We start from the raw sequence: 26,301 nt of genomic DNA, 5'->3' as shown, positions 1-26,301 counted from the left end.
CGCGGCAAGCGTTTACGCGTTGCCGGCGGCCCTGAATTGCGCGCCTGCGCGCTGCAGGCTTTGCGGCATGGCAAACAGCACGGCCTTGCGGTCGGCGACGGCGGCGTGGAACTGGTCGAGCACGATGTTGATGGCGGTGAGCCCGCCCTCTCCGATCGCGCCGTGATCGAAGCAGCGCAGCGTGTCGCGCAGGATTTCGTCAGCCTCGGTTTGCATCTGGTCGAGCTCGTCGGTCGTCTCGCTCTTGCGCGCCGCCGCGATCAGGTCGAACAGGCGGTCGCGCAAATGGCTGTTGTTGTCGCGCTCGTCCTTCTTCAGGTAGCCCGCGAACCAGGCGCCGATCGAGCCCATCGCCGAGAGCGCCATCAGGGTCCACCAGATGTAATCGCTGTATTTGTCGAGGAAGGTCTTTTCCTCGCCGTCGACGAAGGCGGCGGCGCCCGGATGCACGGGGATCACCGCATCCTTGTCGGTGTCGGGCGTCTCGATCTTCGCCGCCATCGGGAATTCCGCCACCAGTTGCTGGCGCACGGCGAAGAGCTGGCGCGTGAATGCCGCGATGGTGGTATCGGACACCCCTTTGCGCGCCACGATGTGGTGCGAGAAGCTGATGGTCTTGACCTCGTCATCGGGGCGATCGGGCGAGCCGCCATAGGTGCCGGCGGGAATCTCCGATGCTTCGTAGACGGGATGGTTTTGCGCGATCGCGTCCGCGGAATCGATCGCGAGGAAGGTCGGCGTGCCGCTGTCCTTGGCGGAAGCCGCGATCGCATCCGACGTGATCTTGCTGTTGACGGGGCCGGCTGCGAGATAGGCATCGGCCTTCTGGGCCTTGATCGCCTCGGCGGCTTCATTGGCCGGGAACTGTATGACCTCGACCTTGGCGGGATCGACGCCGTATTGCTGGAGGATCACCTTGAGCAAATTGACGTTGGCCTGGGTTCTGCCGATCACCCCGACGCGATGGCCGGCGAGCTGCGCGATCTTGGTGATCTTCGCGCCCTTCTTCTTGCCCTTGCCGGGCACGGTCCACAGCACCACGACGTTCTTGCGCAGGGTCGCGACGGCTTGCGCGTTCTTCGGCACGTCGACGTCGCCGCGCACGATGGCGAGATCGACCTTGTTTTCCGCGAGCGCATCGGCGCTGGCGGTGGCACCGTCGGTCTGGATCGGGCGTAGCCGCACAAAGCTCTTGTGCTGCGCGAAAGCCTGCGTCAGCGCCTGCACCACCTTGAGGTCGTCGCTATTGGCCGGACCGACCGCGATCTTCAACGTCACCGGTCGCATCGCGAAATAGTATCCGCCGACGAGCGCGCCGATGATCGCAAGCACCAGCGCCAGAGACACAAGCGCCGTCTTCCGCGCCGCTGATCGCGGCGAAGGCGGGGTGGGCGCTTCGGCCAGGTCCAATCCCCCGGTCATCGATCTCCCAAACAGGCGCTTGAGGCTCAGTTTCATCTTGGCCGGCGATTTACACCTGCAATCATAGCAAATTTCTTGTCCCGCGGGGTTACATCTCCGTCATGGTTAGCGGATGGACGAAATCCGGTCTGAACCAGGGCCATACGCACGGTGTTAGGGTAAAGTTCCCCTGAAAATGGAGGCGATCATGGCAGAGCGGCTGACGCCGGAAGCACGCAAGCAGGCACTGGGCGCCATACCGGGCTGGACCGAGGTTCAGGGCCGCGACGCCATCGGGAAGACCTTTGTCTTCAAGGATTTCAACGAGGCGTTCGGGTTCATGACCCGCGCGGCGCTGGTTGCCGAGAAAATGGATCACCACCCCGAATGGCGCAACGTCTACAAGACGGTGGAGGTGGTGCTGTCGACCCATGACGCCGGCGGCGTCACCAAGCTCGACATCGAGCTGGCCAGGACGATGAACACGATCGCCAAGCTGACAGCTACCTGACACCTTGCGAGGATCGGCTGCATCCCCATGTTGTGATCAGCAGGAGATGCGGCCATCTGCCGCCCCTGGCTGAATGGGGAGTTTGTCGAACATGGCTGCCGAACACAGCGTCGGCTTCGAGCCGGCCGATCGGCTCGCGGAGGATCATGAGAGCGTGCGCCGCGGTTTCTGGCGCAAGCTGAAGCGTGTCGCCGCGCAATTGCCGTTCGCGGAAGACCTGCTTGCGGCCTATTACTGTGCGTTCGACCGGCAGACGCCGCGCCATGTCCAGGCGTCGCTGCTCGGAGCGATCGCCTATTTCATCCTGCCGTTCGATTTCGTCCCCGACGTGATGCCGATCCTCGGCTTCACCGATGACGCCGCCGTGCTCGCCACCGCCATCCGCATGGTCGCCAGCCACATCACGACGGAGCACCGCGAAGCCGCCCGCGCCGTGCTGAAGCGTGGGGTGGATGGTGCGGAGGCGGCGCAGTAGGCGTTGTTGGCTACACGCCGTAGCCACGCCCACCGCTGTCATTCCCCGCGACCCGGCCACGCCAAGGCTTCGCCGGGGTTGCGGTCCAGGGCAGCCGAAGCTTTAGCGTAGGTGGCAGGCGGGGAATCCGGTAGGCCGCGGCCTCTCGATTCAATCACTGACGTCACGGAGTACTGGATCGTCCGGTCAAGCCGGGCGATGACAGCGAGTGTGTGGGTGCCGCTTGCGACACCATCGGCCGCAATGCCGCTCGTTACTTCTTCTCCGCCCGCGCGTTCCCCGCGTCCCACGCCTGGAATTGCTTGAACAGCGCTTCCCTGTCTGCGTCGGACACCTTCTGGGCCGCGGGGTTCTGCTTGAGGAACGCCTCGAAGCGCTCCCGGGTCACCGGTTCGACGCCGTGCTTGTCGAGCCATTGCTGCGCCACCGGCAATCTGTTCCAGCCCGTCAGAGGTGCCGGGAGCGAGACTTCCTTCCACTTGGGATGGAAAGGCGGGTTCTGCAGGGTCGGGAATTTCGTGAAGAACGCATCCACGAACAGCGCAAGCTTACGGTAACGGTCGGTGTTGGGCGCCCAGTTGTAGGCCGCGAGCACCGCCGGCACCGCGATGGTGTCCACGTTCTCGCCTTCCTTGATCAGGTTCGGATAGTCTTTGGCGGTCAGCGTCGCCGGCAGATAGTCGCTCTGGAGCGGCTTTGCATAGTCGACCCCCGCGAGGTGGAAGCGGCCGTCATTGCTGAAGGTCGACACTGACTTGTACGGCTTGCCGCCGACCACGATGACGGCGTCGATCTCGCCGGCTTTCAGCTTCTCCATCGCGATGCGCTGCTCGACATAGACAAAGTTCGCCTTGATCCCGAGCCGTTCGAACACCGTCAGCGCGGTGACGAAGGTCCCGCCATTGGGCAGATCGACGCTGACCTTCTTGCCCTCGAGATCCTTCAGCGTCGCGACCGATTTCGGCGCGATCACCTGCATCTCTTCATTGTAGAGCTTGGTCACATAGGTGAACTGCTTCTTGATGTCCTTGGCAAAGCCCTTGCGCTCGAGATAGTCGAGCGTGTCCGCCCGCACGATGCCGAGATCGACGCCTTGCAGGAACAGAATGTCGGCGACGCTCTGCACCGAGCCGCGGCCGACGATCGGTAGCACGCGGATCTTGTTGCCGTCGTCGAGCACGGAGGCGAGGTCGGCGCCGAACTGCACGTAGGTGCCGCCGATCGTGCCGGTGATCAGCGTGACCGTATTGGCGTTCAGCGACTGCTTGGTCGAGGTCGAGCCGAACTGGAAGATGGCCTTCAGGCCGTCCGAGACCTTGGCCGGATCGTACTCGGTCTGCTCGGCGCGTGCCGCGAAGGCGCAAATCGTCATGATGGCGGCAACCGCCATTCCCAAAGCGTTACGCATAATACCCTCTGAAAAGTTCTAGTTCTGAAGCTGAGCGAGGCGCTGCCGCGCCTCCGCCGATCCGAGTGCCGCGGCCTTCTGGTACCAGTCACGCGCGACGGTCGCGTCGCCGGCGATGCTCCGCGCGTCGCTGGTGCCCAGCACGGCCGGGTCATAGGTCTGCGCCAGCAGAAACGCGGCCGTTGCATCCTGTGCATTGGCCGCGCGCTCGAGCAGCAGGCGGGCTGCAACAATATCGCCGATCCTCAACAGGCTCTTCGCGCGTGTCATCAGCCCGGCCAGCGTGTCGGCATCGAGCGTCTTGGCTAGCGTCTTGGCGGGCGGAGTGGGCGCCGGCGGCGCCGCGACGGGTGCGGGCGCAGGTATGGGTGCCTGGGCTTGCAGCGCCGTCTGATAGGCGGTCGCGATCGCTTCGCGGCTCGGCGTTGACGGTGCAGGGGGAACCTGCGTGTCGGCGCTCGCCAGCGTCGTGTTGGTCGCGCGGTCCGAATCCTTCAGCGAGCTCTGCGTCATGGCCGGCGTGTTGGCCGACGCCATGGCTTGCTCCGGCGCGATGCCCATCCAGCTAACGGCATTGGCGGGGAAGAGGCCGCGAAAGTCGGACTGATACAGTGTGACCAGAATTGCCAGGGTGGATGCCGTCAGAACGGCCGCGAGAACGCGCGGGACAATTCTGGAGCGCACCTCAATGGGCGCATATTCGCCTGGGTCCGGCGCACCGAGCGGATCGGACAGGAAGAGTGGAATTGGATCGTCCTGCGAAAGATCGGCCCGCGCGGCGCGCGCACGGATAAAGGACGCGGTCGGCGGATGTGATGTGGCTCGATCGGAGTCGAACGCCTTCGACTCCTTCGACGGGCGATGTGCCGTCGTCTCCATGGTCATGCTCCCCATTACCAACGCAACGCAGGGGCAATTCGGCTTAAGTCTTCTTGCTTTTGTCCAAAGTGTCCCGCAAATGGAACCGGTAAAACGCAGTTGGAATCAGCCCAAAAAACGACGACGGTTTGCGCGAATTAGGAAATATTTGGGTTTGATTGAGGCGGAGCGGAGGAATGCACCACGATTTTGGCGGTGATGGTTGAGGAAGGTTTTCCTAGACTCCGCTGACTTTGACCCCGGGGCATCCAGTGGGCCGCGGCGTCTCGGCTGAAATCTCTGGCGTCTCTGAAATCTGGACCGCCCGCCTCAGTACGCAATTGCGCAGAAGGCGGGCGACGACGGTCGCATATGTGGCGAGTGCGTGTGGCAGGCAAGCGCTGCGGCTCACACCATCACGGATGCAGGATCACCTTGCCCATGGCCTGGCGTCCCGCCAGAACCTTCAGTGCGTCGGCGGTTTGTGCCAGCGGGAAGGTGCGGTCGACATGCGAGGAAATCTTTCCTTCCGCGGTCCACTTCACGAGCTTCTCGAGATTGGCGCGGTTCTTGGCCGGGTTGAGCCGGGTCCATGCACCCCAGAACACGCCGCGGATGTCGCAGCCCTTCAGTAGCGCGAGGTTCAGCGGCATCTTCGGAATGTCGCCGGCGGCAAAACCGATCACCAGGAAGCGGCCTTCCCAGGCGATCGAGCGCAGTGCCTGCTCGGCATAGGCGCCACCAACCGGATCGAAGATGATGTCGACGCCCTTGCCGCCGGTGAGCTTGCGCAGGCCCTCTTTCAAATCTTCCTTGCCGTAGTTGAGCGTCAGCTCGGCGCCATGCGCTTTCGCGAATTCGAGCTTCTCGTCCGACGAGGCACAGGCGATCACCTTCAGGCCCATCAGCTTGCCGAGCTCGCAGGCAGCCAAGCCGGTGCCGCCGGCTGCTCCCAGCACCGCGAGCGTCTCGCCCGGCTTCGGGCTCGCGCGGTCTTCCAGCGCATGCAGCGCGGTGCCGTAGATGATGATGATGCCGGCCGCGCGGTCATAGTCGAGATTGTCGGGAATCTTCACGATCGATGCCGCCGGCAGCGCGATCTTTTCGCGCGCGCCGTTGTGGCCGCAGGACGCAACGACGCGATCGCCGACCTTCAGATCAGTCACGCCGGGACCGATGCTCTCGATCACGCCGGCGACTTCGGCGGCGGGCGAGAACGGGAACGGCGGCTTGATCTGGTACTTGCCCTGAATCATCAGGATGTCGAAGAAGTTCAGCGCCGCCGCCTTGATCGCGATCACCGCTTCGCCGGGACCTGCCACCGGATCCGGCACGTCGGCAAGCACGAGATCATCGGGCTGGCAATATTGCGAGCAGAGGATGGCTTTCATGGCGGCACCTTCTTGAGAATACTGGGCGTTTCGAGGCGGAATTATAGTTGGTCCGTTTCTGCCGGATTTAGTGCGGTCCGACAATCCGGTTTCTTTGTCTAGCGCAGCGTGAAGGCCTATCCTCGCGTCATTGCGAGCGCAGCGACGCAATCCAGAATCCGTCCTGCGGAAATAGTCTGGATTGCTTCGCTGCGCTCGCAATGACGAAGTAAGAAGAAAAAGAAGGATTCAAACGATGTTTGAAACGGGTCTGCTCAGGGATAAGCGCATCCTCGTCACCGGCGGCGGCTCCGGCCTTGGCGCCGCGATGGGACGTCGCTTTCTCGCGCTTGGCGCCGAGCTCGTGATCTGCGGCCGCAAGCTCGACCGGCTGGAAGCGACGGCGAGCGAGATGCGCGCGCAGACCGGCGGCAAGGTCACCACGATCGCCTGCGATGTCCGTGACGGTGGCGCCGTCGAGAGCATGATGGACGCGATCTGGCGCGAGGCGCCACTCGATATTCTCGTCAACAACGCTGCCGCAACCTTCATCGCGCAGAGCGAGCATCTGTCGTTTCGCGCCGCGGACGCGATCCTCGCGCCGACGCTGCATGGCGCGATGTATTGCACGCTCGCCGCCGGCAAGCGCTGGATCGACGGCAAGCATGGCGGTGTCGTGCTCTCGATCCTCTCGACCTCGACCATCACCGGCCGCGCCTTCACGGTTCCCTCGGCGATGGCGAAGTCGGCGGTGCTGGCGATGACCAGGAGTCTCGCGGTCGAGTGGGGCCCGAAGGGCATCCGTACCGTCGCGATCGCCCCGGGCCCGTTCCCGACCGCTGGCGCCTCGGGGCAGCTCCGTCCTGAGGGCCGCGACGAAGGCTGGACCGCCCGGAACCCGATGGGGCGTACCGGCGAGCACAGTGAGCTCGCCGACCTCGCCAGCTTCCTGGTCTCGGACCGTGCCGGTTACATCAATGGCGAGATGGTCGTGATCGACGGTGGCGCGCATTTGCGCAGCTCGGGCGCCGAGGATTTGTTGCGCTGGACCGACGCGCAATGGGCCGAGCAGCGGGCTGCGCGATCCAAAGGCTAAGCCGCTAACTGCCTTCCCAAATTGGACTTTCCCGGTTATCCCTGCCGGGGGACAAAGCGCGGCCGGGCCATCTTCCAGTCACAATATTGAGGGAACCACTCCAGCATGTGGCGGGTGCTGATTTTAGCCTTGATGACGGGCGTTATGGCCGTGGGAATCACCGATTCCGCGCGGGCGCAGACGGCGCAACCGGCGCCCAAAGCCGCGCCAAAGGCGGCTGCACCGGCGGCCAATCCGGCTGCAAAGACAGTAGCAAAGCCCGAGAGCAAGCCGGTGGCTCCAGCCACCGCAGTTGCGGGCGGCGCGGAGCCGACCCTGATCGGCCAGTTCGGCACCTGGGGCGCCTATTCGGCCACACCGAACGGCAAGAAGGTCTGCTTCGCGCTGGCCAAGCCGTCGTCGTCGAAGACCAACCCGCCGAACCGCCCGCGCGATCCCGCCTATGCCTTCGTTTCGACCCGGCCGGCGGAAAAGGTGAACAACGAAGTCTCGGTCATGATCGGCTATGCGCTGAAGCCGGGCTCGGAATCCTCGGTCGAGGTCGGCGGCGCCGCTTTCGCGATGTACACGCAGGGCGACGGCCTCTGGATCAAGAACGCGGCCGAGGAAGAGCGGATGGTCGAGGCCATGCGCAAATCCGCCGATCTTGTGGTCAAGGGCGTCTCGGCCAAGGGAACGGAGACAACCGATACCTTCTCGTTGAAGGGCCTCGCCCAGGCGCTGGACCGGATTTCCCAGGATTGCAGGCGGTAAACCAGCCACGTTAAGGCTGCGGTCGGTATCACGGTCGCAATCGGCGGTTCCGGTTGCTATATTGGGGTATCCCAAAGGTGCAGCCGACATGGCCGGGCTAAAGCGCGAAGCGCGTCTTCGCACCAGATGTCCCGGCCATCCACGCGCTAGCAACGGGCGGAATAGAACGTGGATGCCCGGGACAAGCCCGGGCATGACGAGAGATATCAGGCAACCAATGCAACCGACGACCGAGCCGCACAACGCAATACTGGTGGAGAAGACTCCGCTCGAAACCTATGTGCCGCCGGCCAGGCCCTCGCTGATCGGCCTGTCGCGCAGCGAGCTTGCCGACCGCCTCGGCGAGATCGGCGTCGCGCCCGCGCAGCGCAAGATGCGCGTCCAGCAGCTGTGGCACTGGCTCTATTTCCGCGGCGCCCAAAGCTTCGACGATATGACGTCGATCTCGAAGGGCATTCGCGCCGAGCTCGCGCAGCATTTTACGGTCGATCGTCCCGAAGTCGTGGCCGAGCAGATCTCCAACGACGGCACCCGCAAATGGCTGCTGCGGCTGCCGAGCGGCGACAATGTCGAGCGTGCCCATGAAGTCGAGTGCGTCTACATCCCCGAGACCGATCGCGGCACGCTTTGCGTCTCCTCCCAGGTCGGCTGCACGCTGAACTGCTCCTTCTGTCACACCGGCACGCAACGGCTGGTGCGCAATCTTACCGCCGGCGAGATCGTCGGACAGGTGATGGTCGCGCGCGACCGCCTCAATGACTGGGCCGATCGCGAGGACGGCACGCGTCGCGTCACCAACATCGTGATGATGGGCATGGGCGAGCCGCTCTACAATTTCGACGCGGTGCGCGACGCGCTGCTCATCGTCGGCGACAATGAAGGCATCGGCATCTCCCGTCGCCGCATCACGCTGTCGACCTCGGGCGTGGTGCCGAACATCGTGCGCGCGGGCGACGAGATCGGCGTGATGCTCGCGATCTCGCTGCATGCGGTGCGCGACGAGCTGCGCAACGAGCTGGTGCCGCTCAACCGCAAATATCCGATCAAGGAGCTGCTGCAGGCCTGCCGCGACTATCCCGGCGCCTCCAACGCGCGCCGCATCACCTTCGAATATGTGATGCTCAAGGGCGTCAACGATTCGCTCGACGATGCGAAGCTGCTGGTGAAGCTGCTCAAGGGCATTCACGCCAAGATCAACCTGATCCCGTTCAATCCCTGGCCCGGCACGGCCTATGAATGCTCGGACTGGGACCAGATCGAGAAATTCTCCGAATACATTTTTAATGCCGGCTATTCTTCGCCGGTGCGCACCCCGCGCGGCCGCGACATCCTCGCCGCCTGCGGCCAGCTCAAGTCGGAGACCGAGAAGCTCTCGGCCCGCGAACGTCAGGCGCTGCGCGCCATGGCGATGACGGATTGAGGATGCGTGCCCGCGTTCTCGCATCCCCGTCATTGCGAGCGCAGCGAAGCAATCCAGATTCCCTCCGCGGAGACAGTCTGGATTGTTTCGTCGTGGAGCCTGTCATCCGGCCCGCCGAAGGCGGGACCGGGTGGCTCCTCGCAATGACGGCGAGGTGAGCTTTCCCGTCATGTCCCTGATCGGCCGCCTCATCGTCATCTTCATCGGCTTCCTCGCCGCCTGCTTCGTCGGCGGCATGATCGTCGTCGTCGCGCTGTTGTTTCCGGAGTTTGCCGATCTCGGCGCCGGTCCGGTCGACCAGGGCGCGATCGACATTCTGCTCGGCTTCGGCTTCATCTTCGTCTCCGGCTTTGCGCTGGTTCCGGCGGCGGTGATCGTCGCGATCACCGAAGCGCTCTATATCCGCAGCGCGCTCGCTTATGCCGTGGGTGGCGGCGTAGTTGGCCTAGCCTGCTATCTCGGCCTCATCCCCTTCCACTCCGATACACTCCAGTTCGAAGGCATCGTGCGGCGGCATCTGGAGATCATGACAGGCGCGGGCATCGTCTCCGGCGTGGTTTACTGGCTGATTGCCGGCCGCAATGCCGGCGCCTGGCGCAATCCGCCGCCCCCGCACAAGCCGCCTCCGCCGCTGCCGTCGAATTCGCGGCCGGATGCGCGATGAGTCGCGCCGCTTCCGGGGTTTTCATCTCCTCCCCACTCCGCTAAACCGCGCGCCATGAACCGGACTGGACTCTTCATCGCCCTGGCGCTGTGGCTTGTGATCGGCGTCGTTTTCGGCCTCTATCCCGAGCTCGATCTCAAGCTCGCCGCACTGTTCTTCGACCCCGAGACGAAGACGTTTCCGCTCAAGCTGAATGAGTGGGCGGGCGTCGCGCGCGACGCCGCCATGTGGGTCGCCTGGGCATTCGTGCTGCCGCCGCTGGTCGCGCTTGTGGTCAAGATGATCCGACCCGACCGGCCGCTGATGGTATCGGGGCGCGCGATCGTATTCCTGCTGGTCACCATCATCATGTCGGCAGGCATCCTCACCAACCTCACCTTCAAGACCTATTGGGGCCGTCCGCGCCCGGTGGTGGTGACGCAGTTCGCCGGCGACCAGCAATTCGTGCCGTGGTGGGATCCGCGCGGCGACTGCGCGCGCAACTGCTCGTTCTTCTCGGGCGAGGGCGCGACCGCGTTCTGGACGCTGGCGCCGGCTGCGCTGGCGCCGCCGGCATGGCGGCCGCTCGCCTATGCCGGTGCGGTTGTGTTCGGCATGGTCACCAGCGGGCTGCGGATGGCCTTCGGCGGCCACTTCTTCACCGATGTCTCGATCGCCGGGCTCGTCACCTTCGTCGTGATCTGGTTCGCCTACGCGCTGATTTACCGCTGGCCGCGGACCCGGTTCTCGGACGAGGCGGTCGATGCCGCCCTGACCCGGCTGAACATGCCCGCCTACCGGCTCCGCCAGCGCCTGTTCGGCCGCAAGACAGGCCCCGAGCCGTCGATTTGAGCCATTAAAAGCGTGCCGAGGCGTGCGAAATTTGATATTCGCGCGGTCAACCCACAAACGCCATCAGCCCCTTGAGACCCGATTGGAAGCCCCATGACCACGATCCTGAAAAGCCTGCCCAAGGGTGAGAAAGTCGGCATCGCTTTTTCGGGCGGCCTCGACACGTCAGCGGCGCTGCTCTGGATGAAGCAGAAGGGCGCGCGCTGCTACGCCTACACGGCCAATCTCGGCCAGCCCGATGAAGCCGACTACAACGAGATCCCGCGCAAGGCCGAGGCGTTCGGTGCCGAGAAGGCGGTGCTCGTTGACTGCCGCACGCAGCTCGTCCACGAAGGCATCGCCGCGATCCAGTCGGGCGCCTTCCACATCTCGACCGGCGGCATCACCTATTTCAACACCACGCCGCTCGGGCGCGCCGTCACCGGCACGATGCTGGTCGCGGCGATGAAGGGAGACGGCGTCAACATCTGGGGCGACGGCTCGACCTTCAAGGGCAACGACATCGAGCGTTTCTATCGCTACGGCCTGCTGACCAATCCATCCTTGCGCATCTATAAGCCCTGGCTCGACCAGCAGTTCATCGACGAGCTCGGCGGCCGCGCCGAAATGTCGGCGTTCATGAGCGCGCAGGGCTTTGCCTACAAGATGAGCGCGGAGAAGGCGTACTCGACCGACAGCAACCTGCTCGGCGCCACGCACGAAGCGAAGGATCTCGAAAGCCTCGACAGCGGCATCAAGATCGTCAACCCCATCATGGGCGTGCCGTTCTGGCGTGACGACTGCAACGTCAAGGCCGAGAAGGTCGTGGTGCGTTTCGAGGAAGGCCAGCCCACGGCGCTGAACGGCCAGACCTTCAGCGACCCCGTCGCGTTGTTCCTCGAAGCCAACGCGATCGGCGGTCGCCACGGACTCGGCATGAGCGACCAGATCGAGAACCGCATCATCGAGGCGAAGAGCCGCGGCATCTACGAGGCGCCCGGCATGGCGCTGCTGCACATCGCCTATGAGCGCCTCGTCACCGGCATCCACAACGAGGACACCATCGAGCAGTACCGCATCAGCGGCATGCGCCTCGGCCGCCTGCTCTATCAGGGGCGCTGGTTCGATTCGCAGGCCCTGATGCTGCGCGAGACCGCGCAGCGCTGGGTCGCACGCGCCGTCACCGGCGAGGTGACGCTGGAGCTGCGCCGCGGCAACGACTATTCGATCCTCAACACTGAGAGCCCGAACCTGACCTATGCGCCGGAACGGCTCAGCATGGAGAAGGTGGAAGACGCAGCATTCACGCCGGCCGACCGCATCGGCCAGCTCACCATGCGCAACCTCGACATCGCCGACACGCGCACCAAGCTGAAGCTCTACACCGACACCGGCCTGTTGTCGGGCAGCGAAGGCTCGCAGATCTTCCGGCTCGAGAGCGACAAGGGCTGAGGCCTTTTGCCGCCCGACCGGGCGACGCGCGATTTAATGACGGTGTCATTCTCGATCGCTACGCTACCCGTTTCTGTCGGAAACGGGATTGCGGAGCATCGCGCATGGTCAAGGGGTCGGCACTCGCCTCACTCATCGTCCTCTGTTGGACAACGTCGCTGTCGGCGCAGACGATCTATCCGATCGATCGTGCCGAGATCCTGGCCGGCGCCCGGTTCGACTTCAAGGTCGAGTTTCCCGGGCCGGTCGATCCGGCCAGGCTGAAGGTGACCGTGAACGGCGCGGACTATGCTGCCGCGTTCGGACGTAGCGGGACCTTCATCGATCGCGAGGACGGCAAGGACCAGTCGGCGCTGATCTTGCGCGACGTCACGCTGGCCAAGCCCGGCACCGTCACGGTGGATGTCAGCGACGGCACGCAGCAGCGCAGCGTCGCATGGACGGTTTACGACACGGGTCCGCGCAAGGCGAAGAACGTCATCCTGTTCATCGGCGACGGCATGTCGCCGGCGCATCGGGTCGCGGCGCGAATCCTGTCGAAGGGGATTGCGGAAGGCAAGAGCCGCGGCAAGCTCGCGATTGATGACATGCCCCACATGGCGCTGGTGGCGACCGCGGGCTCGGACTCGATCATTACGGACTCCGCGAACTCGGCCAGCGCCTATGCGACCGGCCACAAGAGCGCCGTCAACGCCCTGGGTGTTTACGCGGACCGCACCGCAAGCCCGTTCGACGATCCCCGCGTCGAAACCATCACGAGTCTTGCCAGGCGGCGGCACGGCATGGCGATCGGTGTCGTCACCAACACCGAGATCGAAGACGCAACACCGGCCGCGATGGTTGCGCACACCCGCCGGCGCGCCGCCTATGACGAGATCGTCGAGCAGTTCTTCGCGGCGAAGCCGGACGTGCTGATGGGCGGCGGAAGCGCGAATTTTCTGCCGAAGTCCGCGGCCGGCTCAAAACGCAAGGACGAAGCCGACTACATCGCGAAGTTCCGCGACGCAGGCTATCAGGTCGCGACGACCGCGAGCGAGCTCGGAGCCTCGGCCGCAAAGCCGGAGACAAGCAAGCTGCTCGGCCTGTTTGCGACCGGCAACATGGATGGCGTGCTCGACCGCAAATTCCTCAAGGGCGGCGGCGTGAAGAAATTCCCTGAACAGCCTGATCTGACCGATCAGGTGCAGGCAGCGCTGAACATACTCTCCAAGAACGAGACCGGCTTCTTCCTGATGGTCGAATCCGGACTGATCGACAAATATGCGCACCTGCTCGACATGGAGCGCGCCATCTACGATACGATCATGCTCGACAACGCAGTCCGCCAGACGCGCGAATGGGCACGGGCGCGCGGCGACGACACGCTCATCCTGGTCCTGGCGGACCACAATCATCCCAACAGCCTTGTCGGCACGGTGAACGACGACATGGGCACCACGCCCAACGTTCCCTTGCGCGAGCGCGTCGGTGTCTACGAGCAGGCCGGATTTCCCAATTATCCGGCGCCGGATGCGGAGGGTTATCCGTCACGCGTCGATGTGAGCCGCCGGCTCGCCATCTTCTCGGCCAGCCTGCCCGACCACTACGAGACGTTCCGGCCGAAGCTCGACAATCCCAACGAGCCGACGGTCAAGGCCGGTGACGACGGGACCTTCAAGGCCAACGACAAATACAAGGACGTCCCCGGCGCGGTGCTGCGCCCGGGCAATCTGTCGGCGATGATCGGCGCCAGCGTGCATTCGGGCGAAGACGTCATCCTGACGGCGACCGGGCCGGGCAGCGAGCGCGTGCATGGCTCGATGGACAACACCGAGGTGTTTCGCGTGATGGTCGATGCGCTTGGACTCGCCGCAGCGCAGTAGGAGCAGTCGCGTACCGCGCGACATTATGCGGCACCATCTCGCATGAGACCGGAAGGAGGTTGAAACGACCGAATGAGTGGGGCCTCGCAGCGACGGAGCGACCAATGGCGAAGTACAGAGACAATCTGCCTCAGCGCCGCGGCGGCATCTTCCTGACCGACGGCGGCATGGAGACCACCCTGATCTTTCACAAAGGTCTGGAGCTTCCTCACTTCGCTGCCTTCGTGTTGCTCGAGAGCGAGGCCGGCCGCTCGCATCTGAGGCAGTATTACGAGGCCTATCTTGCGATCGCGCGTCAGCATGGGCTCGGCTTCCTGCTCGATAGTCCGACCTGGCGCGCCAATCCTGATTGGGGTGTCAAGCTCGGCTACGATATGGACGCGCTCACGGCGATCAACATGCGGGCAATTCGTTTTCTTGAGGAATTGCGCGGCACATGGGAGACCTCCGGCCTGCCCTGTGTGATCAACGGTGCGATCGGTCCGCGGGGCGACGGCTACAAGGCCGGCAACATGGATGCGACGGAGGCGATGGACTATCATTCGTCCCAGATCGCCTCCTTCGCCGAGGCCGGCGCCGACATGGTCACCGCGTTCACGCTGAACAGCGTCAATGAAGCCATCGGCGTGGTGCGTGCTGCAAAGATGCACGCGATCCCGGTTGCCATCTCCTTCACGGTCGAAACTGACGGTTGCCTGGTCAGGGGAGAGACCCTGCGGGAAGCGATCGAAATCGTCGATCGTGCAACGGAACGTGCTTGCGAATATTTCCTGATCAACTGCGCTCATCCGACCCATTTCGAGAGTGCCCTCGAAGCCGGCGAGCCATGGGTCGAACGCATTCATGGCGTGAGGGCCAATGCGTCGGCCAAGAGTCATGCCGAGCTCGATGAGTCCGAGGTGCTCGACAGCGGCGATCCCGCCGATCTTGGCCGCCGTTATGTGGCGCTCAGGCGGGCATTCCCGCGCATGCAACTGCTCGGCGGCTGCTGCGGCACCGATCACAGGCATGCCGCAGCCATCTGCGCTGCCTGCGTGCCGCTTCAGGCAGCGGGCGCCTGATCCAAACAAAAATGGCCGGGATTGCTCCCGGCCATTTTGCATTTGTGCTTCGCCTCAGCGCGGCGGCGCGGTGCCGGGCGGGGGCGGCGGCAGCGAGGCCTGGCCGCCGTTGAGCAGCGGCGTGATGTTGCGGACGGTGACGCGCCGGTTGATCAGGCTCGGTCCTTGCGTCTGCTCCTTCAGATACTGCTCGCCATAGCCCTGCGAGGTCAGGTTCTCGGCGGGCACCCCGAACTGCTGGGTCAGCAATTCGGCCGCGGACTGCGCACGGCGATCCGACAATGACAGATTGTCGACCTCGTTGCCGACCGCGTCGGTGTGTCCCTCGATCAGGAACACCGCACGCGGGTTGCGCTGGATCGCACGGTTGAGACCGTCGGCGATCCCCTGCAGCCGGGCCGCCTGGTCCGGCGGGATGGTCCACGAGCCCGTCTCGAAGGTGATCGTGTTGACGTCGATGCTCGGCATCTGCATGCGAACATTGGGGCTGTAGCGGATCTCGTCGAGCGTGTAACGCCGATCGATCCGTTGTACCGGCGGTGCCTCCATGGTCTGGTAGATCACGTCCGGCGACGCTTCCTCGGCGTCGACGATGTAGCGATCGTAGGGAATGTTCACAACCGGCGGCGGCGCATCGACATAGAAGCCGCCGACGGACCGCGGATCGCGGTAGCTGTTGTCGATGATGATGATCTCGCGCCCGCCGGGGTCCCTGCGGATTCGCCGCAGCAACGAACCGTCGGGACCAACCACGGTGATGACCTCGCTGCCATCAGGACGGATCACGACCGTGCGGGTCTCGCCGCCGACGGTGTCGGTGCGGATGTCGCGGGCGCCATAGCGGAAGCGATAGAGGTCGTTGCCGCGGACGTAGGCCTGCCCGCCTGGATCGCGGATGATGATGCGATCCGGTTCGGTGTAGACGGTGCGGCCGCCTTCGATGGCCTCGCGTCGCTGGTTGTGCAGGTCGGCAATGGTGGCTCCGATCACGGCGCCGGCCACCACGCCCGCACCGATCGCGAGCGGTGTCAGGTCACGCTGCGGCGGGCGCGGCGGAGGTGGCAGCGGTGCGACGACTGTCGGCCTGGCCTGGAAGGCAGGCGTAACCGTCGGCGGAGCGAATTGCGCCCGGTTGGGCGGCGGCGTTGCGGCCGCCGAGCCCGGGACTGTGCTCGGCGCTGCGGCACCGGTGGGCGCCGCGGGCCGCGGCGGGAGGCCGCCGGCCTGGGGCGGCGCAGCCGGAGTTCCGGCTGCGGGCGCGCCAGCAGGAGGCGTTCCGCCCTGTTGACCAGGGGTCGGCGTCGCCGCCGGAGCTGTGCCGGGGGCGGGCGTCGGTCCTGCACCGGGACGGCCGGGCAGCGGCGTCGGAGCGCCACCGGGGGCCGGCGTGGCCGTTGGAGCGGGCGCGGCGCCGGGGGCCGGTGTCGGTGATCCTGCAGCCGGAGGCGTGCCGGGACGTCCGCCGGGCGGCGGGGTGCCCGGGCGTCCAGTCGGCGGTGCGCCGGGCGTGGCGCCCGGTGCCGGCGTTGCCGTCGGCGCAGGTGTTGCCGTCGGAGCAGGCGTGGCGGTCGGTGCAGCCGCACCAGGGCGGGCCGCAGGCGCGGCCGGTGAAGGCGACGGCGTCGCCGCAGGTGCCGGCGCCGGACGTGCGGGTGCTGCTGCGGGCGGCGTTGCTGCTGCCGGCGGAGTCGGAGCGGGACGCGCGGCAGGCGGAGCTGCGGCGGGAGGCGGCGTCGGCGTGTGCGGTTGCGCGGCCGGGGGCGGAGTTGGCGCAGGCGCATGCTGCTGGGGTGCCGCAGCCGGAGGCGGCGACGGCTGCTTGGGAGCTGCCGGCGGTGGGGGTGGCGGCGGAGGCGGAGGTGCCGGACGTGCCGCAGGCGGAGGAGGCGGTGGTGGAGTCGGGCGCGACGGCGCGGCGGCCGGCGGCGGCGGAGCGGGAGGATGCGGAGGTGCAGCCGCGGGCGGCGGCGCCGTGGGGCGCGCAGGAGCTGCGGGCGGTGCCGCGGCCGGAGGAGGTGGTGCTGCAGGACGTGCGCCAGGCGGCGGTCCCTTCGGTGCTTCCTTCGGAGGCTGCTTCGATTTGTCGGTCTCTGGTGGTGGTGTCTGCGCCTGCGCGACCACGAGCGGTGGCGCGCTTTGCGCATGCGATGCGGAGCTTGCGAATTGCATCGCGGTCAGAGCCGTCGTTGCAAGCAGCACGAAACGAAGGTTGGTCATGATGGTGAACTTCCCCGGAAGGTTCTTTGACGAAGTGTCGGGATGAACAGCTACGCGTTAGGCCGGAATGTGGCGGGCGAAGAGGTCGCGGGCCGATTTATTTCTGCACGCAAATCACCTCACTATGGTGACGTTCATTGCGCATTCAGACGCAGGTTGCAATTGCCTCACATGTGATGCTTCGCCTCACATGTGATCGCGCAGCGAACTTGCATCTGTTGCGGGATTCGGCGTGAGTGGTCCGTTCTGTCCGCGCGATGGAATCTCTTCCGGCACGTGGCCCGGCAATTCGTCGGGCCGCGGTGATTCGCCGGGCTCGCGCACCGGCGGCGCGATTTCAGGCTGCGGATTGCCCGGCGGGATTCCCGGCGGCGGCTCGGTGGGCGTGCCGGGCGTCGACGGTGGAATCTCGGGCGGTTCGATCGGCATCACATCATCGAGGTCAGTTGTCTGGAGAATGACAACGATGATGCCGCGCCGATGTTCCTTGTCGTGTCGTGCCTGAACGCGCGCTATTCCGGTGCGTGGCAGACGGCCTCGATGTTGTGTCCGTCAGGGTCGAGCACGAACGCGCCGTAATAGTTCGCATGATAATGCGGGCGGATGCCGGGCGCGCCGTTGTCGCGGCCGCCGGCGGCAATCGCTGCCTTGTAGAAGGCATCGACCGTGGCGCGGTCCTTGGCGAGAATCGCGATGTGCACCGGCTTGTTCATCGCGCCTTCCGCACCGAACCAGAGGTCCGGCTTGCCGTTGGCGCCAAAGCCTGCCGCCGCAGCGTGGCCGGTCTGCTCCGCCGTTACCTCCATGATCAGGCTGTAATCGAGCGGTGCCAGCGCCTTGGCGTAGAACGCTTTCGCGCGCTCGTAGTCGGAGACCGAAAAACCCAAATGGTCGATCATCGCAAATCTCCCTTGCTCACGGTTAGCGCGACAGGAACGTATTGCTCCGCGTCTTGCGCGCGATCGCAAAGCCGCGCGCAACCATGTCAGCGATACAATCCTGCTGCCATTCGTTTTGTGACAGATGCTCGATCACCACCGCGCGCGGCCACAGCGATTGCGGCGCGTCGCGGAAGAAGCCGATCAGCACGCGGTCCTCAAACCCCTCGACGTCGATCTTGAGCGAATCGACTTGGCCGACGCCGGCCTCGTCCAGAATGCGTGTCAGCCGCAGCGACGGCACCTTGATGGCCTCAGCGCTGGCCGTGCCGGTGACGACGTGCGTGGCGCCGAGATTGCCGCCGCCGCTCTCGATCATGAGCTCACCGTCGCTGTCACCGGCGGCAGCCTGCACCAGGCGCACCTGCGTCGTCTTCGACGCGGCGTGATTGAACGAAAGCCGTCCAAACGTCATCGGATGCGGTTCGATCGCGACCACCTTGCCATTGGTGCCGACCTGCTGCGCCATCACCAGGGCAAAGGTCCCGACATTGGCGCCGACGTCGACGAACACGCCGCCTGCCGGAGTGTGCCGGCGCAGGAAGTCGAGTTCGTCGAGATTGTAGTCGGGATTGAACAGCGCGCCGCGCTCGGTCGCGCTGCCCTGATGATAGAAGCGGAACGAGGCGCCCTGGTACTGCACATCGATCGGCCCGCCGCGCATCAGATTGACCAGCCGCGACATCCACGGGCGGAACGCACCGCGCTTCAGCCCCGACTGTTGCGCAAGGCGGATGATCGCAGCCTGCGCCGCGTTCGGCGCAAACGCGCCAAACGGCGCGGATGAAGGGGCGTTGTCGGGCGTCAAGCAGGTGGTCCTCGTTGCAAGCGGCGCATGCATAGCCGGTTTTGATGAGGACTCCAACGCTCCATCACAGCTGTCGTCCCGGGGCGCGAAGCGAGCCCGGGACCCATAACCCCAGGGAAGAGTTGTGACATGGGACTGGCAACTACGGGTCCTCGCCAAACTCAATCCCGTGGCTATGGGTCCCGCGCTCGCGCTTCGCGCGCCCCGGGACGACAGGGCCTCACGCCGCCTTTTTTGGCGCGGCCTTGCGCTGGCGCAGGAAGCGGCCGAGCAGCTTGCGCTTGCCCTTGCGCGGGATCAGGTCGATGTCGCTGACGAGCTTGGCGCCGCCCTTGCGGCGTTCCAGCACGATCTTGCGGCTGTGGAAGGCTTCCAGCTCGACGCGATGGGCGACGCTGACGATGGTCGCCTTCGGCAGCTCGTCGGTGACCACCTGCATCATCTTGTCCTGGCTCTTCTCGTCGAGCGCGGAGGTCGCTTCATCGAGCACGACGATGTCGGGGTTGTGCAGCAGCAGCCGCGCGAAGGCGAGGCGCTGCTTCTCGCCGCCGGACAGCGTCTGGTCCCACGGTCCCTCTTCCTCGATCTTCTCCTTGAGGTGGTCGAGGCCGACCTTGTGCAGGGCTTCGCCGATCTCCTCGACGGTCCAGTCGTCCTCGGCACCGGGATACGCGACCGCGCGGCGCAAGCTGCCGGACGGCACGTAAGGCCGCTGCGGCAGCATGAACAGGCGCCGGTCGGGATGGAAATTGACGCTGCCGCCGCCCCATGGCCAGAGCCCCGCGATGGCGCGCACCAGCGTGCTCTTGCCGGTGCCGGATTCACCGGCGACGAGCAGCCGCTCGCCCGGCTCGATCACCACCTCGGTCTCGCCGACGACGGCGGTGCCGTCGTCGAGCGTGACGGAGAGATCCTTCATCTCCAGCATGGCCTCGTTGCTGGTCTCGCCGCGCTTGATGCGGTTGAGGCCGTCGCCCTGCTCGGCGCGCTCGAGGCCGTCGAGCGACATCATCAGCGAGGCGATGCGCCGGGCGCAGGCGTTCCAGTCGGCGAGCCGCGGATAATTATCGACCAGCCAGCCGAACGCGCTCTGCACGATGGTGAAGGCGGAGGCCGCCTGCATCACCTGTCCGAGCGTCATGCTGCCGTCGAGGAATTTTGGCGCGCAGAGCAGGAGAGGGACCACGGGAGCAACGAGGCTCGAGCCCTGCGAGACCAGCGTTGTGCGCATGTGCTGGCCGGCCAAACGCGCCCACTGCCGCAGCACGTTGGTGAAATTGCGGTCGATGCCGCCGCGCTCCTCCTCCTCGCCGCCGAGCAGCGCGATGCTCTCGCCGTTCTCGCGCACGCGCGTCAGCGTGTAGCGGAAATCCGCCTCGGCCTGGTTCTTGTCCTCGGAGACCTGCACGAAGCGCCGGCCGATCACCAGGATCGAACCCGAGGCGATCGCGGCGTAAAGGATCGCGGCGATGACGAGGAAGCCGGGGATGGTGATGGTCGATCCCGCAAGCGTGACCGTGAGCGCGCCGCCGATGGTCCAGAGCACGATGATGAAGGTCGCGGCCGACAACAGCGCCGACGTGACGCCGGCGAGGAAATCGACCGGGGAATCGGTCGCCACGCGTAGATCCTCGGCGATGCGATATTCAGGGTTCTTGTGGTCGCCGCCGACCAGGTTGAGCTGATAATAGCGCCCATTGGCCAGCCAGCGCGTCAGCACGCTTGCCGTGAGCCAGGCGCGCCAGCGGCGCTGAATTCCCATCCGCGCGAACACCTGCGCGACGCCGAGCACGATGCTCCCGATCGCGAGCGGGAAGAACGCCGCCGTGAGATGGAAGACGGTGCTCGCCTCGCGCTTCTCGATGGCGTCGAAGATCGCGCGATTCCAGACATTGATGCCGTATTGAAAGCCGACGGTGAGGACGATCAGCACGACGAGGCCGATCGAGTAGAGCCACGCCAGCCGGTCGCCGTTGCGGCCCCAGAAGCCGCGTGCGCTGATCCAGAAGCGCGTCAGCAGATAGTCCTTGCGAACCTGCTCGGCCTCCTCGGGCGAGAGTGCAGGATCGGGCTCAATAACCTCCGGCGGCGGCGGCGCGACCTCGTCGCCGTTCTCGCCCTTGATCTCGACAATGGGGGGCTTCCTGCCCTGTTCGCGCTTTGCGGCCGGCTTGTGCATGAGCGGATAACGCGAACCAAATCAATCGGTTCCCGTTGGTTCCATGCCAGCCTCACTCGGCGGCGCCGTCGCGGACCGGCCGGAGCCTCGCGGCCCGATGAAGAACGCGCGACAATTCCTCGATCGAATAGGGCTTTTGCACGAGATCGAAGCCGGCGGCGCCATCTTGTGACAGGGCCTGACTGTAGCCGGTGGTCAGCACGATCGGCACGCGGATGCCGCGCTCGCGGATCGCCTGCGCCAGATCGAGCCCGGTCATCCCGGGCATCACCACGTCGGAGAACACGACGTCGAAGCGATCTGTGTCCACGGTGAGCTCGGCAAGCGCGTCGGTGGCGTTGTCCACCAAAGTGATGCTGTAACCGAGCTCGGTGAGGCCGTCGGCCGCGAAATTGGCGAGCTCGATATTGTCCTCGACCAACAGCACCGACATGCCGCTGCCGGCCACTGCCGGTGCGGTGTTGGGCGCCTGCCGCTGCGGCAGCAGGTCTGCCGGCATGCGCGGCAGATAGAGGGAGAAGGTGCTGCCCTGGCCGACCTCGCTCTCGACAGTCACCTCGCCGCCGGATTGCCGGGCGAAGCCGAACACCTGCGACAGGCCGAGACCGGTGCCCTGGCCGACCTGCTTGGTGGTGAAGAACGGCTCGAAGATGCGGCCCAATCGTGCGGCGGGAATGCCGATGCCGGTGTCGCTGACGGCGACACTGACGAAGCCATCGCCGCCTGCAAGATCATGGCTGCCCGAAACGTGCACCAATGTATCGGGTATGGTCGCCGCCGCCTGCACGGCGAAGGTGATCCTGCCTTTGCCCTGCATGGCGTCGCGCGCATTGGTCGCCATGTTGATCAGAGCCGTCTCGAACTGGCCGGCATCAGCCTTGACGAGGCAGGGCTCGGTCGGCAGCCGGATTCCGATCTCGATCGCCGGCCCGAGCAACGTGGCGAGCATGTCGTGCAGCGACTGCATCCGTTCCCCGACGTCGAACACTTCCGGTTTCAGGGTCTGGCGCCGCGCGAACGCCAGCAGCTGCGAGGTCAGCTTGGCGGCGCGCGCGACCGCGTCCGCAATGGCATTGATGTAGCGCTGCCGCCGCTCCTCGCTCCGCTGCGGCCGGTTCAACAGGTCGACCGAGGCGCGGATCACGGTGAGGAGATTGTTGAAGTCGTGCGCGACACCGCCGGTGAGCTGGCCGAGCGCTTCCAGCCGCTGGCTGTGCTTGAGCGCCTCCTCGGCCTCGCGTCGCGCTGCGGCCTCGGCGTGGAGATGCTGGGTGCGCCGGAACGCGAGCGCAAGCAGCAGAAACAGCAGCGCCGTGGCGGGAATGCCGAACACCAGATGCTGGCCCATGGTGGCGAGCCAGCGCGCGCGGATCGCCGCGGTCTCGAGCCCGGCGCTGACATAGATCGGATATTCGGCGACGCGCCTGTAGCCGACGCGCCGCTCGATTCCGTCCGAGGGCCAGTCGATGGTGATGAGGCCGTGCTCGGGGTGAGCGGCGATCTGCTGCCCGACCGGCCCGGTCGGATCGAGCCGGAAGTCGCGGTCGAGCCGGGGAAAATGGGTGAGCACCACGCCGTCCGTGCGTCCCATGGCGAAGAAGCTGCCGGGATCGGAGCCGATCCTGGCATAAAAGCTCTCGAAATATTCCGGCAGGACGGAGGCCTGGATGACGCCGATGAAGCTGCCATCGTCGGTTTCGCGGCGCCGGCTCATGCCGAAGAAGCGTGCCCCCTGATAGGGCGGACGCGGCGTCAGGGCTGCGCCGACGAACGTGCCAATGTTCTGGTCGACATGGGCGTAGAAGTAATCGCGGTCCGCAAAACTCAGATCCTGCGGTGGCGAGGCGAGGCTGTTGACCAGCGATTTCCCGTTCGAGTCGAAGATCCAGGCCGATTTGAGCTGCGGCAGCGCATCGGTCAGCCGTTTCAGGCGGCGATGCAGCGCCGGTTCGCGCGAGCGGATGACCTCGTCGGGAAGGCCGCGCACGACTTCGTTGAGTTCGGCCAAGCTGCGGTCGATGGTCTCGAACACCTTGAGCGCGTGCTCATGGGCGACATCGAGCGTGCGCTCGATCTCGCGGTCGGCGATGTCCTTCGTCGATGTGTAGGAGATCGTGGAGGTGAAGACGAACAGTGCAATCGGCAGCGCCAGGGATGCCGCCATCATCCACTGCAACAGTCTCAGCGAGTTGCGTTGCGCACCCTGCACAGTCGCTCCGGTCCCTGACCGGAGAGCTTACTTGAAATTCCCGCTGGGAAGGAAGTGGCCTGTCGATGGAACCGGAGGTTGTAATCCGGACGTTCGCGCGTGGTGCGGGCTATGGCGTAGAATGCCCCGGCCGTCGCGGCCGGGGAGCCGTAGCATGAATGAGGCCTAGATCTGGCGCTCGACCATCTTGAGCTTGAGCTCGGCGATGGCTTCCGCCGGATTCAGGCCCTTCGGGCAGGCCTTGGCGCAGTTCATGATGGTATGGCAGCGGTAGAGGCGGAACGGGTCCTCGAGATTGTCGAGCCGCTCGCCGGTCGCCTCGTCGCGGGAGTCGGAGACCCAGCGGTTGGCCTGGAGCAGGGCGGCCGGGCCGAGATAGCGATCGCTGTTCCACCAATAGCTCGGGCACGAGGTCGAGCAGCAGGCGCAGAGGATGCACTCGTAGAGGCCGTCGAGCTTCTCGCGGTCCTCATGGCTCTGGCGCCATTCCTTCTGCGGCGTCGGCGAGGTCGTCTTCAGCCACGGTTCGACCGAGGCGTACTGCGCGTAGAAATTGGTGAGGTCAGGAACGAGGTCCTTCACGACCGGCTGGTGCGGCAGCGGGTTGATCTTGACCGCGCCGTCCTTGACGTCATGCATCGAGCGCGTACAGGCGAGCGTGTTCTGGCCGTCGATGTTCATCGCGCAGGAGCCGCAGACGCCTTCACGGCAGGAGCGGCGGAAGGTCAGCGACGGGTCGATGTTGTTCTTGATCCAGATCAGGCCGTCCAACACCATCGGACCGCAATCATGGGTGTCGACGTAATAAGTGTCGACGCTCGGATTCTTGCCGTCGTCCGGATTCCAGCGATAAACGCGGAATTCGCGAACGTCTGTCGCGCCCGCCGGCTTCGGCCAGGTCTTGCCGCCGGTGATCTTGGAGTTCTTCGGAAGTGCGAATTCAACCATTTCGATTAAGGCCTTCGCTGTTCGCTCAGTACACGCGCGCCTTGGGCGGGATGTACTGCACGTCGTTGGTCATGGTGTAGTCGTGAACGGGGCGGTACTCGATCTTGACCTTGCCGGCATCGTCCAGCCAGGCCAGCGTGTGCTTCATCCAGTTCTTGTCGTCGCGCGCGGAGAAGTCCTCGCGGGCGTGGGCGCCACGGCTCTCGGTGCGGTTGGCGGCGGAGTCCATCGTCACCACTGCCTGCGAGATCAGATTGTCGAACTCGAGCGTCTCGATCAGGTCGGAATTCCACACCAGCGAGCGGTCGGACACGGCGATGTCGGTGATGCCGCTGTGGACCTTCTCGATCAGGTTCTGGCCTTCGCTCAGGATGTCGCCGGTGCGGAACACCGCGCAATTGTTCTGCATCACGTGCTGCATGCCTTCGCGCAGCTTCGCGGTCGGCGTGCCGCCGGAGGCGTAGCGGTAATGGTCGAGGCGGCCGAGCGCGAGCTCGGACGAGTTCGCCGGCAGCTCCGGCTGCTTGGCGTTGGGCGTGAGCTTTTCGGCAAGACGCAAAGCGGCGGCGCGGCCGAACACCACGAGGTCGATCAGCGAGTTGGAGCCAAGGCGGTTGGCGCCGTGCACGGAGACGCAAGCCGCTTCGCCGATCGCCATCAGGCCTGGGATGACGGCGTTGTCGTCGCCGTCCCGCTTGGTCAGCACTTCGCCATGATAGTTCGTGGGGATGCCGCCCATGTTGTAGTGCACGGTCGGCACGATCGGGATCGGCTCGCGCGTCACGTCGACATTGGCGAAGATTTTTGCGGATTCGGAGATGCCCGGCAGGCGCTCGGCCAGCACCGCGGGATCGAGATGGTCGAGATGCAGGAAGATGTGGTCCTTCTTCTTGCCGACGCCGCGGCCTTCGCGGATCTCGATGGTCATCGCGCGCGAGACGACGTCGCGCGAGGCGAGGTCCTTCGCGGACGGCGCATAGCGCTCCATGAAGCGCTCGCCCTCGGAATTGACGAGATAGCCGCCTTCGCCGCGCGCGCCTTCGGTGACGAGACAGCCCGAGCCGTAAATGCCGGTCGGGTGGAACTGCACGAACTCCATGTCCTGCATCGGCAGGCCGGCGCGCAGCACCATGCCGCCGCCGTCGCCGGTGCAGGTGTGTGCCGAGGTGCAGGAGGCGTAGGCGCGGCCGTAGCCGCCCGTTGCCAGGATCACGGTCTGGGCGCGGAAGCGGTGCAGCGTGCCGTCGTCCAGCTTGAGCGCGATGACGCCGCGGCAGGTGCCCTGGTCGTCCATGATCAAATCGATGGCGAAGAACTCGATGAAGAACTCGGCCGCGTGACGCAGCGACTGGCCGTACATCGTGTGCAGCATGGCGTGGCCGGTGCGGTCGGCGGCGGCGCAGGTGCGCTGCGCCTGGCCCTTGCCGTAGTCCATGGTCATGCCGCCGAACGGGCGCTGGTAGATCTTGCCGTCCTCGGTGCGCGAGAACGGCACGCCCCAATGTTCGAGCTCGTAGACCGCCTCGGGCGCGTTGCGCACCATGTATTCGATCGCGTCCTGGTCACCGAGCCAGTCCGACCCCTTCACGGTGTCGTACATGTGCCAGCGCCAGTCGTCCTTGTGCATGTTGCCGAGGGAAGCCGAGATGCCGCCCTGGGCCGCGACCGTATGCGAGCGGGTCGGAAACACCTTGGTGATGCAGGCGGTGCGCAGACCGGCTTCGCTGCAGCCGACCACGGCGCGCAGGCCCGCGCCGCCGGCGCCGACCACGACGACGTCATAGGTGTGGTCTTCGATCGGATAGGCTTTGCCGTTGGTGGCGGGAGCGCCGTTGCCCTTGCCATTCGTCGCTGTGGCCAT

The 26,301-nt window shown here is 65.4% G+C and carries 22 protein-coding genes; 10 read left to right on the top strand and 12 right to left on the bottom strand.

Annotated features, from left to right (window positions below; all coding sequences use genetic code 11):
• Positions 1-12: 12 nt before the first annotated feature.
• The gene (locus tag AC0L3X_RS20285) at positions 13-1,458 is read right to left on the bottom strand and encodes a TAXI family TRAP transporter solute-binding subunit (protein WP_473316707.1); all 1,446 of its coding nucleotides are present in this window, start codon (positions 1,456-1,458) and stop codon (positions 13-15) included.
• A gap of 151 nt (positions 1,459-1,609) precedes the next feature.
• On the opposite strand from AC0L3X_RS20285, the gene AC0L3X_RS20280 reads away from it, so the two are divergent.
• Both AC0L3X_RS20280 and AC0L3X_RS20275 read left to right on the top strand, forming a co-directional pair.
• Positions 1,610-1,912: a 4a-hydroxytetrahydrobiopterin dehydratase gene (locus AC0L3X_RS20280; RefSeq protein WP_028152804.1), complete on the top strand. Its 303-nt coding sequence runs from the start codon at positions 1,610-1,612 to the stop codon at positions 1,910-1,912.
• A 91-nt stretch (positions 1,913-2,003) separates the two neighbouring features.
• Positions 2,004-2,387, top strand: coding sequence for a YkvA family protein (locus tag AC0L3X_RS20275; protein ID WP_063980352.1), 384 nt, complete (start codon positions 2,004-2,006; stop codon positions 2,385-2,387).
• 253 nt (positions 2,388-2,640) lie between these two features.
• On the opposite strand, the gene AC0L3X_RS20270 is transcribed toward AC0L3X_RS20275, so the two are convergent.
• The 3 genes from AC0L3X_RS20270 to AC0L3X_RS20260 all read right to left on the bottom strand — a co-directional run bounded on the left by AC0L3X_RS20270 (position 2,641) and on the right by AC0L3X_RS20260 (position 6,044).
• Positions 2,641-3,795 carry a TAXI family TRAP transporter solute-binding subunit gene (locus AC0L3X_RS20270; RefSeq protein WP_028152802.1) on the bottom strand — a complete coding sequence of 385 codons (1,155 nt, stop codon included), beginning with the start codon at positions 3,793-3,795 and terminating at the stop codon, positions 2,641-2,643.
• Positions 3,796-3,813: 18 nt separating this feature from the next.
• On the bottom strand, positions 3,814-4,674 hold the full coding sequence (locus tag AC0L3X_RS20265) for a hypothetical protein (protein WP_063985984.1): 861 nt from the start codon (positions 4,672-4,674) through the stop codon (positions 3,814-3,816).
• Between the two features lie 395 nt (positions 4,675-5,069).
• Positions 5,070-6,044 carry an NADPH:quinone oxidoreductase family protein gene (locus AC0L3X_RS20260; RefSeq protein ID WP_014490699.1) on the bottom strand — a complete coding sequence of 325 codons (975 nt, stop codon included), beginning with the start codon at positions 6,042-6,044 and terminating at the stop codon, positions 5,070-5,072.
• A 235-nt stretch (positions 6,045-6,279) separates the two neighbouring features.
• Here AC0L3X_RS20260 and AC0L3X_RS20255 point away from each other — a divergent pair, with 235 nt between their 5' ends.
• The 8 genes from AC0L3X_RS20255 to AC0L3X_RS20220 all read left to right on the top strand — a co-directional run bounded on the left by AC0L3X_RS20255 (position 6,280) and on the right by AC0L3X_RS20220 (position 15,141).
• Positions 6,280-7,119 (top strand): SDR family oxidoreductase, encoded by an 840-nt coding sequence (locus AC0L3X_RS20255; protein WP_063980354.1) that lies wholly within the window; start codon positions 6,280-6,282, stop codon positions 7,117-7,119.
• A 105-nt stretch (positions 7,120-7,224) separates the two neighbouring features.
• On the top strand, positions 7,225-7,872 hold the full coding sequence (locus AC0L3X_RS20250) for an invasion associated locus B family protein (RefSeq protein WP_063980355.1): 648 nt from the start codon (positions 7,225-7,227) through the stop codon (positions 7,870-7,872).
• A gap of 217 nt (positions 7,873-8,089) precedes the next feature.
• Positions 8,090-9,292 carry a dual-specificity RNA methyltransferase RlmN gene (gene rlmN / locus AC0L3X_RS20245; RefSeq protein ID WP_071908693.1) on the top strand — a complete coding sequence of 401 codons (1,203 nt, stop codon included), beginning with the start codon at positions 8,090-8,092 and terminating at the stop codon, positions 9,290-9,292.
• A 169-nt stretch (positions 9,293-9,461) separates the two neighbouring features.
• Positions 9,462-9,956, top strand: a complete 495-nt coding sequence (locus tag AC0L3X_RS20240; protein ID WP_063980357.1) for a hypothetical protein — start codon at positions 9,462-9,464, stop codon at positions 9,954-9,956.
• A gap of 54 nt (positions 9,957-10,010) precedes the next feature.
• Positions 10,011-10,787 carry a phosphatase PAP2 family protein gene (locus tag AC0L3X_RS20235; protein WP_354132186.1) on the top strand — a complete coding sequence of 259 codons (777 nt, stop codon included), beginning with the start codon at positions 10,011-10,013 and terminating at the stop codon, positions 10,785-10,787.
• Positions 10,788-10,880: 93 nt separating this feature from the next.
• On the top strand, positions 10,881-12,218 hold the full coding sequence (argG, locus tag AC0L3X_RS20230) for an argininosuccinate synthase (RefSeq protein WP_354132185.1): 1,338 nt from the start codon (positions 10,881-10,883) through the stop codon (positions 12,216-12,218).
• A gap of 104 nt (positions 12,219-12,322) precedes the next feature.
• Positions 12,323-14,080: an alkaline phosphatase gene (locus AC0L3X_RS20225; protein ID WP_354132184.1), complete on the top strand. Its 1,758-nt coding sequence runs from the start codon at positions 12,323-12,325 to the stop codon at positions 14,078-14,080.
• Positions 14,081-14,184: 104 nt separating this feature from the next.
• On the top strand, positions 14,185-15,141 hold the full coding sequence (locus tag AC0L3X_RS20220) for a homocysteine S-methyltransferase family protein (protein WP_354132183.1): 957 nt from the start codon (positions 14,185-14,187) through the stop codon (positions 15,139-15,141).
• 54 nt (positions 15,142-15,195) lie between these two features.
• Here the strand turns inward: AC0L3X_RS20220 and AC0L3X_RS20215 are convergent, their stop codons facing one another.
• From AC0L3X_RS20215 to sdhA, 8 genes are all read right to left on the bottom strand, one after another.
• Entirely contained in the window at positions 15,196-17,358 is a 2,163-nt protein-coding gene (locus AC0L3X_RS20215; protein ID WP_354141909.1) for an OmpA family protein, read from the bottom strand.
• A gap of 186 nt (positions 17,359-17,544) precedes the next feature.
• Complete coding sequence (locus AC0L3X_RS20210) at positions 17,545-17,787, bottom strand: hypothetical protein (protein ID WP_063980365.1); 243 nt, start codon at positions 17,785-17,787, stop codon at positions 17,545-17,547.
• Between the two features lie 83 nt (positions 17,788-17,870).
• Positions 17,871-18,257: a VOC family protein gene (locus tag AC0L3X_RS20205; RefSeq protein WP_028158603.1), complete on the bottom strand. Its 387-nt coding sequence runs from the start codon at positions 18,255-18,257 to the stop codon at positions 17,871-17,873.
• 22 nt (positions 18,258-18,279) lie between these two features.
• Positions 18,280-19,104 (bottom strand): FkbM family methyltransferase, encoded by an 825-nt coding sequence (locus AC0L3X_RS20200; RefSeq protein WP_354132181.1) that lies wholly within the window; start codon positions 19,102-19,104, stop codon positions 18,280-18,282.
• Between the two features lie 220 nt (positions 19,105-19,324).
• Positions 19,325-21,283 (bottom strand): ABC transporter ATP-binding protein/permease, encoded by a 1,959-nt coding sequence (locus AC0L3X_RS20195; RefSeq protein WP_354132180.1) that lies wholly within the window; start codon positions 21,281-21,283, stop codon positions 19,325-19,327.
• Positions 21,284-21,335: 52 nt separating this feature from the next.
• Complete coding sequence (locus AC0L3X_RS20190; RefSeq protein WP_354132179.1) at positions 21,336-23,492, bottom strand: hybrid sensor histidine kinase/response regulator; 2,157 nt, start codon at positions 23,490-23,492, stop codon at positions 21,336-21,338.
• A 165-nt stretch (positions 23,493-23,657) separates the two neighbouring features.
• On the bottom strand, positions 23,658-24,440 hold the full coding sequence (locus AC0L3X_RS20185) for a succinate dehydrogenase iron-sulfur subunit (protein ID WP_028151918.1): 783 nt from the start codon (positions 24,438-24,440) through the stop codon (positions 23,658-23,660).
• Positions 24,441-24,465: 25 nt separating this feature from the next.
• Complete coding sequence (gene sdhA / locus AC0L3X_RS20180; RefSeq protein ID WP_063980368.1) at positions 24,466-26,301, bottom strand: succinate dehydrogenase flavoprotein subunit; 1,836 nt, start codon at positions 26,299-26,301, stop codon at positions 24,466-24,468.

The organism is Bradyrhizobium sp. MI1.7, from assembly GCF_055811795.1.
This window is presented reverse-complemented; position numbering and strand designations above follow the sequence as displayed.

Bases quoted from the DNA above. Each gene is read 5' to 3' on its own strand.
- AC0L3X_RS20285 (WP_473316707.1), bottom strand. From the start codon at position 1,458: ATGAAACTGAGCCTCAAGCGCCTGTTTGGGAGATCGATGACCGGGGGA.
- AC0L3X_RS20280 (WP_028152804.1), top strand. From the start codon at position 1,610: ATGGCAGAGCGGCTGACGCCGGAAGCACGCAAGCAGGCACTGGGCGCC.
- AC0L3X_RS20275 (WP_063980352.1), top strand. From the start codon at position 2,004: ATGGCTGCCGAACACAGCGTCGGCTTCGAGCCGGCCGATCGGCTCGCG.
- AC0L3X_RS20270 (WP_028152802.1), bottom strand. From the start codon at position 3,795: ATGCGTAACGCTTTGGGAATGGCGGTTGCCGCCATCATGACGATTTGC.
- AC0L3X_RS20265 (WP_063985984.1), bottom strand. From the start codon at position 4,674: ATGGAGACGACGGCACATCGCCCGTCGAAGGAGTCGAAGGCGTTCGAC.
- AC0L3X_RS20260 (WP_014490699.1), bottom strand. From the start codon at position 6,044: ATGAAAGCCATCCTCTGCTCGCAATATTGCCAGCCCGATGATCTCGTG.
- AC0L3X_RS20255 (WP_063980354.1), top strand. From the start codon at position 6,280: ATGTTTGAAACGGGTCTGCTCAGGGATAAGCGCATCCTCGTCACCGGC.
- AC0L3X_RS20250 (WP_063980355.1), top strand. From the start codon at position 7,225: ATGTGGCGGGTGCTGATTTTAGCCTTGATGACGGGCGTTATGGCCGTG.
- rlmN (WP_071908693.1), top strand. From the start codon at position 8,090: ATGCAACCGACGACCGAGCCGCACAACGCAATACTGGTGGAGAAGACT.
- AC0L3X_RS20240 (WP_063980357.1), top strand. From the start codon at position 9,462: ATGTCCCTGATCGGCCGCCTCATCGTCATCTTCATCGGCTTCCTCGCC.
- AC0L3X_RS20235 (WP_354132186.1), top strand. From the start codon at position 10,011: ATGAACCGGACTGGACTCTTCATCGCCCTGGCGCTGTGGCTTGTGATC.
- argG (WP_354132185.1), top strand. From the start codon at position 10,881: ATGACCACGATCCTGAAAAGCCTGCCCAAGGGTGAGAAAGTCGGCATC.
- AC0L3X_RS20225 (WP_354132184.1), top strand. From the start codon at position 12,323: ATGGTCAAGGGGTCGGCACTCGCCTCACTCATCGTCCTCTGTTGGACA.
- AC0L3X_RS20220 (WP_354132183.1), top strand. From the start codon at position 14,185: ATGGCGAAGTACAGAGACAATCTGCCTCAGCGCCGCGGCGGCATCTTC.
- AC0L3X_RS20215 (WP_354141909.1), bottom strand. From the start codon at position 17,358: ATGACCAACCTTCGTTTCGTGCTGCTTGCAACGACGGCTCTGACCGCG.
- AC0L3X_RS20210 (WP_063980365.1), bottom strand. From the start codon at position 17,787: ATGCCGATCGAACCGCCCGAGATTCCACCGTCGACGCCCGGCACGCCC.
- AC0L3X_RS20205 (WP_028158603.1), bottom strand. From the start codon at position 18,257: ATGATCGACCATTTGGGTTTTTCGGTCTCCGACTACGAGCGCGCGAAA.
- AC0L3X_RS20195 (WP_354132180.1), bottom strand. From the start codon at position 21,283: ATGCACAAGCCGGCCGCAAAGCGCGAACAGGGCAGGAAGCCCCCCATT.
- AC0L3X_RS20185 (WP_028151918.1), bottom strand. From the start codon at position 24,440: ATGGTTGAATTCGCACTTCCGAAGAACTCCAAGATCACCGGCGGCAAG.
- sdhA (WP_063980368.1), bottom strand. From the start codon at position 26,301: ATGGCCACAGCGACGAATGGCAAGGGCAACGGCGCTCCCGCCACCAAC.